The sequence below is a fragment of the Bacillus sp. DB-2 genome (genome assembly GCF_003315125.1).
GTDB lineage: Bacteria > Bacillota > Bacilli > Bacillales > Bacillaceae_G > Bacillus_A > Bacillus_A mycoides.
This window is the reverse complement of the sequence record NZ_QNRN01000011.1, coordinates 103467-120783: the sequence shown is the minus strand read 5'-3', so window position 1 is coordinate 120783 and position 17317 is coordinate 103467. Positions and strand designations below refer to the sequence as shown.

The following is a 17317-nucleotide window of genomic DNA, read 5'->3' as shown; positions in this document are numbered from 1 at the left end:
ATGAGACAGCTACTTTTTTGCACCAGTAATTATGGCTTTATTTCTTCTTATCTTTATCCAACACATTCTGTTCTTCAGCAAACTCCGTGCCATATGCAAACCGGCGATTAATTCGAATGTTATCATTGCTGTGCCTTGTGTGGGAAGTAGAAAAGCGATGGACGATTACTTCAGATAATGTAAAGACGATGGCAGAAAGGATACTGCCCCATGCAATTTGCATGTAGTTGTCTAATAAAATATTACCGAAAATCCAAACACTTAAATACGTAAGTAAGAAATCCGTCATAATGGCAGCGGAATTGCCAATTCGATTTAAAATAATTTTATCAACAAACATATAAGAAACGATTGTGACGAAGAGACTAAAAGAAATGATTTGGACGAGCGTTGCTGGGAAAAATAGAGCTAGTCCGATACTAAAAGCGATGATGCATGATATAAATTTGATAAGTATTACAGTAATATCACTCAATATTTACACCTCCCATTTATACATAGTTTTACAATAAATTCAGGAGTTCATACATTGGAACGGTTTAATTTAGATAAAACTTTATCATGCTGAAATTTTATCTAAATATTAAAAAAACAATTAAAAAATGTTATAGTGAAATGAGAGCGTATGACATTTTTAGGTAAGGGGGAATCCGGGATGTGGATAACTTCAGAAGTAGAAATTCCAGATGAGTTAATCGATCACCTTGAACAAGGTAAGTTAGTATTATTCGTTGGAGCAGGAGTTTCTATGAAGGGAAAATCAAACTTACCGAATTTCGATGATTTAGTTGATGAAATTTCGAAAGCTTTATATGTCGAAAGGCGTGAGATGACAGAACCCCACGATTATTATCTCGGTAAAATTGCGAAAACGAAAGATGTGCATCAAGTTGCAAGAGACCTCGTTAATATAGAAAAATCAAAACCAAATCCATTACACTATGCGATTCCAAGGCTGTTTCCGTTAGATACGGATGTTCGAATTGTAACGACAAACTTTGATCAACATTTTACGTCTGTAATTACAGAAATGAATAGAGAGCTGAATATTTATTATGCACCTGCTTTACCGACAGGGAGAGCGTTTAAAGGGTTGGCTTACATACATGGGAATGTAGAACAAGAGAAAGAAGCTTTAATTTTAACGGATGGTGATTTTGGAAGGGCTTACTTAACAGAAGGATGGGCGAGACGATTTTTAGTTGATTTATTCTCAAATTACACTGTTTTATTCGTTGGGTATAGTCATAATGATCCTGTAATGAAATATTTAGCAACAGGCTTACCACCGAGTACAAGGCGTTATGCTTTCGTCGCACAAGGTGATAATACATATCATTGGGAGCATTTAGGGATAAGACCGATTGTGTATCCGAATAAAGCAAATAATCATCAGGCGCTTGTGAAAGCGGTGAAGCGGTGGGCGGAATTAATGGGGGATAATTATATTACGAAAAGAATGCGTATTCGTGATATTGTAACCGTTCCTCCATCAGTAGAGCAGGAGCAATTATCCTATATAAAACAGTCAATAAAAAAAATTGAAACCGTTCGGTACTTCGTTGAATTTGCTCGTGATTATGAATGGGTGGAATGGCTTGAAGCAGAAGGGAAACTAAGAAATTTATTTCTGCTTACAGCAAATTATGATGAAGTAGATGAATTGCTTGCGGAATGGTTGGTGGAGCAATTTCTATTTAGTCATCAAAAAGAACTATTTCAATTGATTTTTAAAAATCATTCTAAAATATCCCCGTTATGGTGGCGAACAATTTGTACTTACTTAAACGAAACGAAAGAAACGATGGACCCTTTGTTGTTTGCAAGATGGACATTGCTTTTATTAGAAACAGCAGAGAAAGATAGTAGCTCTATTGAAATGATCACATATTTATTGCAAAAATGTTCTTTCCCTGAGCATAAAGAAATTGGCTTGTTGCTATTAACGTTTATTTTAGATGGGAAACTTAAATTGAAGCGTGTAAGAAGATGGGGAAATGATACGCAAGAGTCGATTGAACTCGAGGAATCGAGTCGTATACCGATGCCTATTTTTTCTCATGTGGAGCGAATTTGGAAAGAGAAAATGAGACCACATATCGCTTACTACGCAAATCCGATTATGGTTACGGGGTTAGAAAAGATACAACTATTGTCATTAAGACAAAATGCACTGAAAAGAAGAGATAGAGAAATTTCAGAGCAGGAGTTACAGCAAAATGATTTTACATTTTTAATTCAAATTGTAAAAGAGTGTCTTACATATTTATGTGAAAACAATGAGAAAAAAGCAAATCATTATATTACAGAAATGATAGAAACTGATAGTGTACTTCAAAAGCGAATTGCAATTGAAGCAATGATTAATAATGTATTCGTTACAGCGGATGATAAACTGAAGTGGTTGTTACATGTAGATGTTCTGTTAGATTTCACATGTAAACATGAAGTGTTTCAACTTTTAAAGAATTATTACGCAGATGCTTTAGAGGAAACGAAAGAAGAAGTAATTCAACATGTATTAGAGTATCTTGCAGAAGAGAGGGCGTTTGATGCTTGTCTTGTATTAGACTTACTATTCACGTGTGATTCGAATAGTAAGTGTACGGCGGAAGGATACGAGCTAATGAAACAGAAACACCCCCATTTTTCTTCAGATCTATACAGTGTTCCAAAGAAAGAGGCAAATGAACAACGTATTACATGCAATGTAACAGCTGATGGATTACTGCAGCTGAAAGACGATGAAATAATGGAGCAAGTTCGGCAATTTTCAAGAGACGGTGTTTTTGAACAACGCCATTTTTTAGAGATGTTATCAAAAGCGTGTAAATTGAATGTAGAGTGGAGTATTTCGTTTGCTTATCAACTAGTAGGCGTGCACGAAATTAGTAATGAAGTATGGTTTGTATGTATTAGAGAGTGGCGAAATAACCGGAATTTGGCGAATGAACAAATTCAAAAAATCATTCCGTTATTGCAGAAATTTATTAGAAATACTGCTTTTCATTGGTTAATTAGTAGTTTTCTATATGAAATTAGTAATCGATTAGAAGAGTTAGATGAAAATAGTATAAGGATTGTAAAACGCTTTGCTTTTTCTGTACTTCCACAAGTTATGAGAGGGGAATCGGATTTTAAGATTGGAAAACAAGAGTTTTACAATGAATCTATTCAGCATCCTGTTGGGAAGATGACTGCTGTATTACTAAAACTGCTAGCATATGATCATTTATACGATCGCAACGTGTATGAATATTTATTTTTATTTGAGGAGCAGGTAAGGGTTACTTCGGAAAGAACGAACTTCATGTTTGTGCGTTTAACAGCAGATATTACGTTTTTATACCATATTGAGAAGCAATGGTGTCGGAAAAATGTACTACCTTACTTAGATTTAAAGAAAGAAAGTGAGCTTACGAAATATGCGTGGGCAGGATTATGTTATACGCAAATTAATGTACCTTTGTTTACAGAAATAAGGCGATATATTAAGTATGCGGTAGAACATTTAGATGCACTACATCCATATACGAGAGAAGCATTTTTAAAATGGCTTAGCTTTGTATTTATTAAATGCGTATTATATTGGGAGCAAAAAACAGATTGGTTATATCCACTTTTGATGCAAGAAAACGAAGAGAATAAAATTAAATTTATTCAGTATTTATGCTACTACGTAAAAACGTTAAGTGGTAAGGAACAACAAAAATTTTGGACAGCGTGGCTTAGTGTGTTTTTAAGAGAACGTCCGAAAATGGGCGTAATAACAACGAGAGAATATATGATGCTTTTACGTATTGTTTTATGCATGGATGAGGTTTTAGAAAAAGGATTAAATATTATTTCTAGTAAAGTTCAAGGTGTGGAAGGACAATCTAATCAAGAAGAAATGAAACAGTTGTTTATAGAGATACTTGAAAAGAAAGAGCGTATGAAAGCGTATAAAGAATTGTATGCAAATGTGTTTTTCACTTTACTTCAGACGTGTCAAGAAGCTGATTTACTTGAAAGTGAGATCATACAAATAAAAGAACTATTAACCAGGTATGAAGTAGAAAGACATGTATTAAATTTAATAGAAAATGAAATAATTCGCATCGGAATCGTAACGGAGAATTTACAAGAGGAATCATAGGGCAGAAGTGGAATTTTAAAAAAATATATAAAAAGCTATTGACAGTGTTTTGAAAAGCGTTCTATAATACGAATCATACTTATTCAATTTCAAAAACATTTGAATAAACAAAGTGCAATGAAGAGATCACAGTAGTGGTTAGTCTTACTGTAACAGAGAGCTGGTGGTTGGTGTGAACCAGTACAGGGATAATCATGAATTACAGTCTTGGAGCATCTTTTTCGTAGTAAAGATAGTATTGTCTTTATGAAGGGAAAGCGGTCAAATGATCGTTAACAGTGAAGAGAGGTAGACGGAAAGTTAGTCTACAACTAGGGTGGTACCGCGATAAATATCGTCCCTACTGATTTATTCAGTAGGGACTTTTTGTATTTTAGTGGTCCGACTTGAAAATAAAATAGTCATGCATTGAAAGGAAAAGCAGTAGTTGTTGTTTCCCTGTAACAGAGAGCTGGTGGTTGGTGTGAACCAGTACAAAAACAAGAGCGAATTACATTCCTGGAGCATCTTTTTCGTAGTAAAGATAGTTATTGTCTTTATGAAGGGAAAGACGGTCAGATGATCGTTAACAATGAAGAGAGGTAGACGAAATAAGTCTACAACTAGGGTGGTACCGCGATAAATATCGTCCCTACTGATTGAATCAGTAGGGCTTTTTTGTACAAAAAAGTGGCTTATTAACTAGTAGTTAGTGTCTTTATGGTAATTATTAGTTTAAAATAAGAAGAGGTATCGATTCCACTTTAAATTTGTATAATTAACCAGTTCAGAAAATAGAGAATTTTTTATTCTCTTACTATACTTTTAAAACATTAGAGGAGGATTTCCAAATGGCAAATCACGAATTAGATCAATTACGTAAACAGGTAGATGAAATTAACTTACAACTATTACACCTATTAAACAAACGCGGTGAAATCGTTCAAAAAATTGGAGAGCAAAAACAAGTACAAGGTACGAAACGCTTTGATCCAGTACGTGAGCGTGAAGTGCTTGATATGCTTGCAGAGCATAACGAAGGACCATTCGAAACGTCAACGATTCAACATATTTTCAAAACGATTTTCAAAGCTAGCTTAGAATTGCAAGAAGATGATAACCGTAAAGCATTACTAGTTTCACGTAAAAAGAAAAAAGAAAATACAATTGTTAATGTTAAAGGTGAATTGATTGGAAACGGAACACAAACGTTCATCATGGGACCTTGTGCGGTAGAAAGTTTAGAGCAAGTTCGCCAAGTAGGGCAAGCTATGAAAGACCAAGGCTTAAAATTAATGCGCGGTGGTGCTTTCAAACCGAGAACATCTCCATACGATTTCCAAGGTTTAGGAGTAGAAGGTTTACAAATTTTACGCCAAGTAGCAGATGAGTTCGACTTAGCGATTATTAGTGAAATTTTAAATCCGAACGATGTGGAAATGGCGCTAGAATACGTTGATGTAATTCAAGTTGGTGCACGTAACATGCAAAACTTCGATTTACTACGAGCTGTAGGTAAGGTTAATAAGCCAGTATTACTAAAACGTGGATTAGCAGCAACAATTGATGAGTTCATTAATGCAGCGGAATACATTATTGCACAAGGTAATGACCAAATTATTCTTTGTGAGCGCGGTATTCGCACATACGAGAGAGCGACACGTAACACATTAGATATTTCAGCAGTACCGATTTTAAAGAAAGAAACACATTTACCAGTTATCGTTGACGTAACACATTCAACTGGACGTAGAGATTTACTATTACCAACAGCGAAAGCAGCACTTGCTATTGGAGCAGATGCAGTAATGGCTGAAGTTCATCCAGACCCAGCAGTTGCGTTATCAGATTCTGCGCAACAAATGGATATTCCAGAATTCCATAGATTCATGGATGAGTTAAAAGGTTTCAAAAATAAATTATCTTAATTCCATATCATAAATGCACTGAAGAGGAAACAGTAGTGCTTATCTCACTGTTAAAGAGAGCTGATGGCCGGTGTGAATCAGTACAAAGGTAAGCATGAATTACAGCCTTGGAGCATCTTTCCCGCCAACTTTTGGAGAGAAAGACGGTCAAACGATCGTTAAAGAAGAAGAGAGGTAGACGAAAGAAGTCTACAACTAGGGTGGTACCGCGATAAACATCGTCCCTACTGAGCGCTCAGTAGGGACTTTTTTGTACAAAAAAATAGTAAAGGGGCAAGAGAAATGAGATATATTACAGCTGGAGAATCACATGGGCCGCAGTTAACAGTTATTTTAGAAGGTGTACCAGCAGGTTTAACATTAACAGCGGAACATATTAATAAAGAATTATTAAGAAGACAAAAAGGGCATGGACGCGGAAGACGCATGCAAATTGAAACAGATACAGTTGAAATTGCAAGTGGTGTACGTCACGGAATGACACTTGGATCACCGATTACGTTAATCGTAAAAAATGATGATTTCAAACATTGGACGAAAGTAATGGGTGCTGAACCAATTTCGGAGCAAGAAAGTAAAGAAATGAAACGTACTATAACGAAACCACGTCCAGGACATGCGGATTTAAACGGGGCAATTAAATACGGCCATCGTGATATAAGAAACGTATTAGAGCGCTCATCTGCAAGAGAAACGACAGTTCGTGTAGCTGCTGGTGCAGTTGCGAAACAAATTTTGAAAGAATTAGGCGTGGAAATTGCAGGGCATGTTCTTGAAATTGGTGGGGTACAAGCGAAGCGTATTTCAAACTTACCAATTGAAGAAATTCAAACGATAACTGAAAATTCACCAGTTCGATGTTTAGATAAAGAAGTAGAACAAGAGATGATGAATGCGATTGATGATGCGAAAAGTAGCGGAGATTCTATAGGCGGTATTGTCGAAGTCATTGCAGAAGGAATGCCAATTGGAGTTGGTAGCTACGTTCATTACGACCGCAAATTAGATGCAAAACTTGCCGGTGCTATTATGAGCGTGAATGCGTTTAAAGGTGCTGAGATCGGAATTGGTTTTGAAGCGGCAAGACAGCCGGGAAGTAAAGTGCACGATGAAATTTTATGGGATGAAGAAAAAGGATACACGAGAAATACGAATAATGCCGGCGGTTTAGAAGGCGGTATGACAACAGGTATGCCAATTGTCGTAAGAGGCGTAATGAAGCCAATTCCTACATTATATAAACCGTTAGCAAGCGTAGATATTGATACGAAAGAAGCGTTCCAAGCGAGTATTGAGAGATCTGATAGCTGTGCAGTACCAGCAGCAGGTGTTGTAGCTGAAGCTGTCGTTGCATGGGAACTTGCCGGTGCACTAGTCGAGCAATTCGGAAAAGATCGCATGGAATTACTAAAACAAAATATTTCGCAACATAACAAATACGCAAAAGAATTTTAATGAAAAGGTGGATTTAACATGCGAGTAAAAGATCAACTATCATCATTACAACCGTATAAACCAGGTAAATCACCAGAGCAAATGAAAGAAGTATACGGGAATCATTCATTTGTTAAGTTAGCATCAAATGAAAATCCATTTGGCTGTTCACCTCGTGTTTTAGGAGAATTACAAAAATCGTGGCAGGAACATGCTTTATATCCTGACGGAGGTGCTGAAGTACTCCGTCAAACAATTGCAGAGAAATTACAAGTGCAAATGGAACAAGTGCTTTGTGGTAGTGGACTTGATGAAGTCATTCAGATTATAAGTCGTGCAGTGCTCTGTAAAGGAGATAATATCGTAACTGCCGGCGCGACATTCCCTCAGTACCGTCATCATGCAATTATTGAAGGCTGTGAAGTGAAAGAAATTGCTTTAAAGAACGGTGTATATGATCTAGATGAAATTTCTTCAGCAGTTGATGAACATACAAAAATCGTATGGATTTGTAATCCGAACAACCCGACAGGCACATATGTGAATGAGCGAAAATTGACTCAATTCATTGAAAGCATTAGTGAAAATACGTTAATTGTCATTGATGAAGCGTACTATGAATACGTAACAGCAAAAGATTTCCCTGAGACATTGCCGCTTCTAGAAAAACATAACAACATTCTTGTACTTAGAACGTTTTCTAAAGCGTACGGATTAGCTTCTTTCCGCGTTGGTTATGCGATTGGACAGGAAGAGTTAATCGAGAAATTAAATGTCGTACGTTTGCCATTTAACGTATCTTCATTAGCGCAAAAAGCAGCGACGATTGCTTTTAACGATGAAGCGTTTATTGAAGAAATAGTTCGTGTTAATACAGAAGGATTACAACAATACGAGAGTTTTTGTACGGAAAATGAAATTCCATTTTATCCTTCGCAAACGAACTTTATCTTCTTGCCGGTAGATGATGCTGGGGAAATTTATGAAGCTTGTGCGCATGCAGGGTTTATTATTCGTCCGTTCCCAAATGGTGTCCGTATTACAATCGGAACTAGGGAACAAAATGAAGGAGTGATTTCAGTGTTAAAACAACACTTTGAAAATAAAAAAGGTAAGTCTCGAGATGAGGCAAATGTGTAAAAAGGTAGTATTAATCGGTACTGGATTAATAGGAGGCTCACTTGCATTAGCGATTAAAAAAGAGCACGATGTAACGATTATCGGTTATGACATATTTAAAGAGCAAGTAGAGCGCGCAAAAGAATTACATGTAGTTGATGAAGTAGCAGTAGATTTGCAGCGTGCATGTGAGGAGGCAAATTTAATTGTATTTGCCTCTCCAGTTGAAGAAACGAAAAAGTTGTTACACAAACTTGCATCATTTCATTTACGAGAAGATGTTATAGTGACCGATGTTGGTAGTACAAAAGGAACGATTATGAACGAAGCGGAAGCTTTATTTTCAAAGGAAGTTTCTTTTATTGGTGGACATCCAATGGCAGGTTCTCATAAAACTGGAGTTGAAAGTGCAAAAGCACACCTTTTTGAAAACGCATTTTACATTTTAACGCCAATGAATCACGTACAGGCGGATCAAGTAGACGAGCTAAAAGAATGGTTAAAAGGAACAGGCTCTCATTTTCTTGTATTAAATACAAAAGAACATGATTATATAACAGGAATAGTTAGTCATTTTCCGCACCTAATTGCAGCAGGATTAGTAAAACAAGTTGAGAAACATGCTGGTGATAATCCGCTTATTCATCAACTAGCGGCAGGCGGATTTAAAGATATAACACGTATTGCATCAAGTAGTCCGAAAATGTGGAGTGATATCGTAAAGCAAAATCGCGGGCATTTATTGGAACTATTAGAAGAATGGATTTCAGAAATGGAAGAGCTATATAAGACGGTTTCTAAAGGAGATGCAGGAGAAATACAAAGTTATTTTGCAGATGCGAAAGAATATCGTGACTCTTTACCAATTCGAAAAAGAGGGGCGATTCCTGCCTATCACGACTTATACGTCGACGTTTTAGATAAAGTAGGGGCATTAGCCCATATCACAAGCATTCTAGCAGAAGAAGAAATTAGTATTACGAACTTGCAAATATTAGAAGCGCGAGAAGGATTGCTCGGAGTTTTACGAATTAGTTTCCAAAGAGAAGAGGATCGAACGCAGGCAAAAATTGCGCTCGGAAAAGAAGAATACCAAACGTATGAAACAATTTAATGAGGAGGGTGACAACGTGAAAGAAAAAAGAGTACAAACTGTAAATAACGGATTGAATGGCACAATTACAATCCCTGGAGATAAATCAATTTCCCATCGCGCTGTCATGTTTGGCGCAATCGCGGAAGGTAAAACAACAATTAAAGGATTTCTTCCTGGTGCGGATTGTTTAAGTACTATTTCTTGTTTTAAAGAAATGGGAGTAGAGATTACACAAAATAGAGACGAAGTTACGGTAATTGGAACAGGATTAGAAGGTTTACAAGAGCCAAAAGCTGTATTAGATGTTGGTAATTCTGGTACAACGATTCGATTAATGTCAGGAATACTTGCAAACACACCATTCTTTTCTTGCGTGCAAGGTGATGCTTCAATTGCGAAGAGACCGATGCAACGTGTAACAAATCCACTAAAGCAAATGGGTGCAAAAATTGATGGCCGAAAAGAAGGAACGTTTACGCCGCTCACAATACGAGGCGGGAATTTAAAGGCGATTGAATATACTTCACCGGTAGCAAGTGCGCAAGTGAAATCAGCTATTTTACTTGCAGGCCTTCGCGCAGAAGGTGTAACAACTGTTACAGAACCTCATATTTCCCGCGATCATACAGAAAGAATGCTTGAGGCGTTTGGCGTTACAGTAACTCGCGTGGGGAAAACAGTGAAACTAGCAGGAGGACAGAAGTTAACCGCAACAGATGTTCAAGTGCCAGGTGATGTATCATCAGCGGCATTTTTCTTAGTAGCAGGTGCAATTATTCCAAATAGTAAACTACTATTACAAAATGTGGGAATGAATCCGACTCGTACAGGTATTATTGATGTTCTTGAGAAAATGGGCGCTACGTTTACTGTAGAGCAGATTAACGAAGGAGCATCAGAGCCTGCTGCAAATATTACAATTGAAACATCGCCGCTGAAAGGAATCGAAATCGGTGGAAATATCATTCCACGACTGATTGATGAAATCCCAATTATCGCTTTAGCGGCAACACAAGCAGATGGAATTACAGTCATTAAAGATGCACACGAGCTAAAAGTGAAAGAAACGAATCGTATCGATACAGTCGTTGCTGAACTAACGAAACTAGGAGCTCGTATTGAAGCGACCGACGACGGAATGATTATTTACGGTAAATGTAAGCTAAAAGGAAATACAGTACATAGTCACGGTGATCACCGCATTGGAATGATGCTTGCGATTGCCGGCTGTATAGCTGAAGGAGAAACAACGATTGAAGATGCAGAAGCAGTAGGTGTATCGTATCCTACATTTTTTGAAGAACTGCAAATGTTAGCTAAATAAAGTGATGAGAAGCAGATATGCAATGTATCTGCTTTTTTATGTTGGCTTTTTTCGTAAATAATGTTGCTTTATTGCGTAAGAATTTTATCCTTATTGATTTTATGAGATTTTTACGCATAATTGTAACTAAGGGAGAGGATTCCAAGTTGAGTAAACAGAATATCAGCACAACAGTTTCAGGGGATTTAATTGTTACCCATCTAATTGGCAAGATTAATACAGCTGATGTTTATGAATGGTTTAATGGCTTCGAGCAGGTTTGTCAGCAATTCATTTCCGAGGGGCGGAAATACAAATTGTTGGTGGATAGAAAGGGATACACGCCAGATCATTTTTCTGTTCAAAAAGCATGGAAAGATAAGTTCTTCAATGAAACCATTTTGAATCACAGTAAGGCAATTGCGTTTCTCCTTGAAGAAGGGGAGATAATGAATTATTTACAACAATCCAATACGAAAGAATCCGTAAAATTTTTCGACGATTATGAACAAGCATTAATTTGGTTGAATGAATATCCAATATAAAACCTTTATTGAACCAGTTTCTCACAATCAACTGGTTTTTTTTATGCCCGTAATGTTGCCGTTGTCATAAGTTTCATCACTTTCAATGGTACCTCCTAGCTTCGCAAACCCAAGAGAACGCAAGGTGTTTAATATTCTTATGCCGCCAATAGAAAGCAGTTGAAAAGAGCTTTTATGTTAGATTGTTTCTAAATCGATACCTTTTGTTGAAACATCCTCGTAATTTCACTTACCGAACTATAATAGTTTGAATTATGATATAATTCAAACGAGGAATGGAGGAGAAATATATGAACGTTATACAATTAAAAGAAGATAAGTTTAGAGAAGCATTACGTTTATCAGAATATGCTTTTCAATATAAAGAAAATGAAGAATGGATAGAGCAGAAAATTGCAAGAATGAAGGAAAGCCATCAAATATACGGTATTATGGAAGGAGAAGAGTTAGCTGCAAAGTTGCACTTAATTCCTTTTCATATTTACATAGGAAAAGAAAAGTTTAAAATGGGCGGCGTTGCGGGGGTAGCGACGTATCCGGAATATAGAAGAAGTGGATATGTAAAAGAGTTACTTCAGCATTCACTGCAAACTATGAAAAGAGATGGATATAGTGTATCGATGTTACATCCATTTGCCGTTTCATTTTATCGTAAATACGGCTGGGAACTTTGTGCGAATCGAATCGTATGTCAGATGACAAAGAGCGATTTAATAATTAAAAAACAAGTGAATGGTACAGTGAAACGTTTTAGTAAAGATAATCATCCAGAAGAAGTAGAGAATCTATATGAAACATTTGCAGAACGATTTTCTGGTATGTTAGTTCGTGGACGTAAATGGTGGCTACAAGCGGTGTATCATGATTTAACATTGGCAGTTTACTATGATGAAAATAAAACGGCGGCTGGTTACATTTTATACAAAATAGAGAATTCTAAAATGACAGTAAAAGAATTTGTCCCATTACATAATGAAGCGAGAAATGGCCTTTGGAATTTCATTTGCCAACATGATTCTATGATTAAAGATCTAGAAATGATACTAAGTGAGACAGAACCACTTCTTTACACATTACAAGAACCACGAGTAAAAGCAGAAGTAACTCCATATTTCATGGGAAGAATTGTAGATGTAGAACAGTTTTTCAAACAATATGAATGGAACTGGAACAACGAAGAGCAAGAAGTAATTTTACATATTACAGATTCATTTGCTCCGTGGAATAACGTAACGGTTCAACTTAAAAATAATGAAATAACAATCGTTAAAGAAGAAACAGCAAAAGAAAATGGAATTCAAATCGATATTAATGCGTTATCTACTATTATGTTTGGTTACAAGCGACCGCTAGAATTAAATGAAATAGACTTAATAAGCGGTAGCGAAGAGGAGATACGTGCATTTGAGAATGTAGTGCCGGTGCGTAAGCCGTTTATTTATGATTTCTTTTAATTTTGTAAAGCTTTGTGCGGCATACTAATGTTTAAATAGCAATGTACTATAACTAAACATAATTAGTTATAGTACATTGCTGCTTTTAACGAAGCATTATGAATGTTAACCACTTGACTTTTAATCCATGTAATTTATAATTAAAAACGGAATGAATTTTCATTCCTGAAAATTGAGGTGAGAAAAATGGCTAAAAATAAGCAAGAGGATATTTTTGATGCTGCTATAAAACTTTTCGCAGAGCGTGGTTACGATGGTACGACAATTCCGATGATCGCTGAAAAAGCAAATGTCGGCGCTGGTACTATTTATCGCTATTTTGAAAATAAAGAGGCACTCGTTAACTCATTATTTTCAAAAAGCATGCTACAGCTATCTGAAACAATAAAGACTGATTTTCCTGTTGAAGCAAATATTCGAGAACAGTTTAGTCATACGTATAACCGTTTATTTGAATTTGCGAGAAACAATGTGGATGCTTTTCTTTTTACAAATTCTCACTGTGATAGTTATTTTCTTGATGAACAGAGTAAGAAAATATTTGACGATTTTATAGGCTTCTTTATGAATATTATTGAAGATGGAATCGAAAAAGGTTTTCTTCGTCCATTGCCTATAATTGCTTTAATTATTATTGTATATCAACCGCTTGAAAAATTAATAAAAGTAATGGCGACAGGGCAATTAGAATACTCAAAAGAATTAGTAAAAGAATTGGAAGAGAGCTCTTGGAATGCTATTAGAATCATTTGATTCTATAGCTTTATAAGGACAGGAATGAACATTCATTCCTAAATAAATATAAAAAACGATTACAGGAGTTGGTATAACTGCACAATTCAAGGAATGAATATTCATTCCGTGGGTAGTGATTTGATAGAATTGAAAAATAATTTAATAGGATAATAGGAATGAACGTTCATTCCGAAATGATATTTTCAAAAACAGGGAATGAATATTCATTCTCTATGCACCATGAAACTCTAATAACAGGAGATGATTCAAATGAGCAAGCTAAAAAGTTGGAGAAGTTTATCTTTTCTATTATGGATAATTATTACTATTGCAATGATCGTAACGATGCCTAATATGGATCAGTTAGTGAAGGAAAAAGGGCAAATCACGATTCCTAATACAGAACAAAGCAGTATTGCTGACAAGATGATAAAGGAGATGGATAAAGAAGGGGCTGAAAAGTATGAAATTATAGCTGTCTTTAATAGTGGAAGTAAGAAGGCTTTAACAAATGAGCAAAAAGAGGAAATAACGAAAACGATCAACGCCCTGCAAAATGAAAAAGAGCAATTAGGAATTAAGGAAGTCGTTTCACATTTAGATAATAAAGAACTGGAGAAACAATTAGTTTCTAAAGATAATACGACTATTTTAACGCAAATATCGGTAGATAAAAAACATGGTAAAATATCAAAAATTGCAAATAATCTTCATAAAAAAGTACAAACGAAAGGAGTTACAACGTACTTAACAGGAAGTGATTTAATAGCGGGTGATTTTCTTACATCCTCTCAAGAGGGCGTGAAAAAGACAGAAGTTATTTCGATCATTTTCATTCTTGTAGTATTAATCATTGTATTCCGTTCACCAGTTGTTCCGATTATTTCTCTTCTTACAGTTGGTGTTTCGTATTTAATTTCAATGGGGATTATTGCCCATCTTGTAGATCAATTTAATTTTCCGTTTTCAAACTTTACGCAAGTGTTTGTAGTAGTCGTCCTGTTTGGAGTGGGAACAGACTATAACATTTTATTATATACAAGATTTAAAGAAGAATTAAGTAAACAAGAAAATGCATTTTTGGCTACGAAAGAAACGTTTAAATCGGCAGGTAAAACCGTTTTATATAGCGGGATAGCAGTACTAATTGGCTTTGCATCTCTTGCTTTAGCGAGTTTTAAATTATATCAATCTACTTCAGCAGTAGCAATTGGTGTTGCAGTATTACTACTCGTATTAACTACTTTAAATCCATTTTTCATGGTGCTATTAGGAAAAGGAATGTTTTATCCAGTTAAAACATTTAAAGGACATGAGGATAGTCGCTTATGGGGATTCTTTGCGAAAAATTCAGTAGCAAGACCATTTATCGCTTTAATTATCGTATTCGTGATATCGATTCCGTTCGTATTAAAATATTCTAACACGCTTAATTACAATGATTTATTTGAAGTGGATAATAAATATGAATCAAAAATGGGGATTAACGTAATAGAAGAGCATTTTCCGCCTGGTTTTTCTTCACCAAGTACGTTAGTTATTCAATCGGATAAAAAGTTAGATGAGGCGACTTCTTTACAAACTTTAGATGAACTTACTGATAAAATCTCGAAAGTTAAAGGAGTCTCAGAAGTATATTCACCGACGCGTCCAACTGGAGATAAGATTAAAGAATTATATATAAATAAACAAGCCGGAGAATTGAATACAGGCTTAGGAGATGCAAATGGTGGCATAAAAGAAATTAATGAAGGATTAACTGATGCGAAAGATAAAATGGGTAGTAATGACTCAAATAGTCTTGCAAATGTTCAAAAGTTAATTGATGGAACAAATGAAGCGAAAAATGGCGTATCAGCATTAGGGACAGCTTTAAATCAATTATCGAATGGAATAAACAATGGAGCACAAGGAGCGAAACAAATAGAGGATGGGCTAGCATCATTAAACGGAAATATCAATGCCCTGTCAAATGCAACTTCACAGCTTCAGGCTGGTTATGAACAGTTAGAAAAAGGTTTAAGTTCTTACGATCAATATTTCGGAAGCATTTCTCAAGCAATTGATGGTGCGAAAAAAGGATATGAACAAATTGAAGTGTTAATGACTAATTTCATTCAAACGAAACCAGAATTAGCAAATGACCCGAACATACAGCAAACATTAGGAATTGCTAAAGAAGCTCAAAAACAATTAACTGGACTTTCAAAAGAATTAAATCAATTGGCGGTGCAGCATAAAGCAGCGATGAATTCATTTAAAGAAGCGAATCAATCGTTACTGAAAGTAGATAACGGTTTAAAAGAAATGAACAATGGAGTTACCAAGTTACAAAAAGGGGCTGCTGAGCTGAACAAAGGATTGAGCGAAGGGGCTACAGGTTCAAAACAAATTGCGAACAAATCGGCTGACTTACAATCTGGATTAACGAAAATAAACGATGGGCAAGGGCAACTTTTAACAGGGCTTAAAGATTTGCAAGAAAAGATGGGGCAATTACAATCAGGCTTATCTAAAAGTACAGAAGGGCTTGGAAAGGTAAGTAACGGCCTAGGGGATGCTCAGAAATATTTAGGCGAGCTTAATGAATCAAAAAACTCTGAGAAATTTTATATTCCAAAAGAAGTTTTAGCGGGAGAAGATTTCCAAAAAGCATTGAATACGTACATGTCACATGATAGAAAAATTGCTAAAATGACAATTATTTTAGACGTAAACCCGTATTCAAAAGAAGCGATGCCTATCATTCAAGAAATTAATAAAACGATAGATGGTACGTTAAAGGGAACAGAACTAAATGATGCGAAAAAAGCCATTGGCGGGACAACAGCTAGAAACGTTGATTTAAAAGAAGTAACCGGGCAAGATTTCTTACGTACTGCTACGATTATGTTATTAGGGATTTCGCTTGTATTAATCGTGATTACACGCTCATTCTTAAATTCAATCTTTATTATTGGATCATTAATATTAGCTTACTTTGCTTCACTTGGTATAAGTGAACAAATTAGTTCACACTTATTAAACGTAGAGTCATTAAGCTGGAATGTTCCATTCTTTAGCTTTATAATGATTGTCGCTCTAGGTGTGGATTATAGCATTTTCGTAATGATGCGATACAATGAGCTAGAAGGGGATTCAGTAACGAAAATTGTAAATGCATCTCGTCACATAGGGGGAGTCGTATTATCAGCGGCACTTATTTTAGGCGGAACATTTGCTGCATTAATCCCTTCAGGAGTATTGACGCTAATACAAGTGGCATTAGTTGTTGGCATTGCCCTTATACTATTAGCTTTAATTGTAATGCCGATATTGTTACCAGCTTTAATAGGATTGGCGAGTAAATTGAAGAGTTATAAAGAGAAAATAATAAATACGAAATAAGAAAAACCTGTAGGGAATGTTTCTCTACAGGTTTTTTGTATATAAAATATGAAATGAAAAAATGATCTAATGTATTACAGAATGAGAAGCGAATGGGGATATTAGAAAGAGGTCGATGATATACAAAAAATAACTAGGGGAATGGATAAAAACTATTCGATTTCATTGTAGAAAGCTAATCAACCGTTGCTATTCATCC

General features: G+C 35.7%; 11 protein-coding genes and 3 other annotated features. Of the genes, 10 read left to right on the top strand and 1 reads right to left on the bottom strand.

The features are described 5' to 3' along the window. Positions 1 to 37: 37 nt before the first annotated feature. A complete protein-coding gene (locus DET63_RS19350; protein WP_002084892.1) occupies positions 38 to 475 on the bottom strand; it encodes a YndM family protein in 438 nt (145 codons plus the stop codon). A 150-nt stretch (positions 476 to 625) separates the two neighbouring features. Here DET63_RS19350 and DET63_RS19345 point away from each other — a divergent pair, with 150 nt between their 5' ends. From DET63_RS19345 to DET63_RS19295, 10 genes are all read left to right on the top strand, one after another. Then, complete coding sequence (locus DET63_RS19345) at positions 626 to 4138, top strand: DUF4020 domain-containing protein (protein ID WP_113937544.1); 3513 nt, start codon at positions 626 to 628, stop codon at positions 4136 to 4138. A gap of 108 nt (positions 4139 to 4246) precedes the next feature. Beyond that, positions 4247 to 4483 (top strand) — a binding site (T-box leader). Positions 4484 to 4537: 54 nt separating this feature from the next. Further along, positions 4538 to 4774, top strand: a binding site (T-box leader). A 194-nt stretch (positions 4775 to 4968) separates the two neighbouring features. Beyond that, entirely contained in the window at positions 4969 to 6045 is a 1077-nt protein-coding gene (locus tag DET63_RS19340) for a bifunctional 3-deoxy-7-phosphoheptulonate synthase/chorismate mutase (RefSeq protein WP_002013433.1), read from the top strand. A gap of 9 nt (positions 6046 to 6054) precedes the next feature. Further along, positions 6055 to 6274, top strand: a binding site (T-box leader). A 53-nt stretch (positions 6275 to 6327) separates the two neighbouring features. Next, positions 6328 to 7500, top strand: a complete 1173-nt coding sequence (aroC, locus tag DET63_RS19335; protein WP_002013434.1) for a chorismate synthase — start codon at positions 6328 to 6330, stop codon at positions 7498 to 7500. Between the two features lie 18 nt (positions 7501 to 7518). After that, positions 7519 to 8619 (top strand): histidinol-phosphate transaminase, encoded by a 1101-nt coding sequence (gene hisC / locus DET63_RS19330; RefSeq protein WP_002066031.1) that lies wholly within the window; start codon positions 7519 to 7521, stop codon positions 8617 to 8619. After that, positions 8612 to 9712 (top strand): prephenate dehydrogenase, encoded by a 1101-nt coding sequence (gene tyrA / locus DET63_RS19325; RefSeq protein ID WP_113937543.1) that lies wholly within the window; start codon positions 8612 to 8614, stop codon positions 9710 to 9712. Before hisC ends, tyrA begins: the two co-directional genes overlap by 8 nt. Positions 9713 to 9728: 16 nt before the next feature. Next, positions 9729 to 11018 (top strand): 3-phosphoshikimate 1-carboxyvinyltransferase, encoded by a 1290-nt coding sequence (gene aroA, locus DET63_RS19320; protein WP_113937542.1) that lies wholly within the window; start codon positions 9729 to 9731, stop codon positions 11016 to 11018. A gap of 17 nt (positions 11019 to 11035) precedes the next feature. Continuing rightward, positions 11036 to 11542 carry a SpoIIAA family protein gene (locus DET63_RS19315; RefSeq protein WP_113937541.1) on the top strand — a complete coding sequence of 169 codons (507 nt, stop codon included), beginning with the start codon at positions 11036 to 11038 and terminating at the stop codon, positions 11540 to 11542. A 290-nt stretch (positions 11543 to 11832) separates the two neighbouring features. Continuing rightward, positions 11833 to 12996, top strand: coding sequence for a GNAT family N-acetyltransferase (locus tag DET63_RS19310; RefSeq protein ID WP_113937540.1), 1164 nt, complete (start codon positions 11833 to 11835; stop codon positions 12994 to 12996). Positions 12997 to 13182: 186 nt separating this feature from the next. After that, positions 13183 to 13749, top strand: a complete 567-nt coding sequence (locus tag DET63_RS19305; RefSeq protein ID WP_002013443.1) for a TetR/AcrR family transcriptional regulator — start codon at positions 13183 to 13185, stop codon at positions 13747 to 13749. A gap of 252 nt (positions 13750 to 14001) precedes the next feature. Further along, complete coding sequence (locus DET63_RS19295; RefSeq protein WP_113937538.1) at positions 14002 to 17118, top strand: MMPL family transporter; 3117 nt, start codon at positions 14002 to 14004, stop codon at positions 17116 to 17118. Positions 17119 to 17317: the final 199 nt, after the last annotated feature.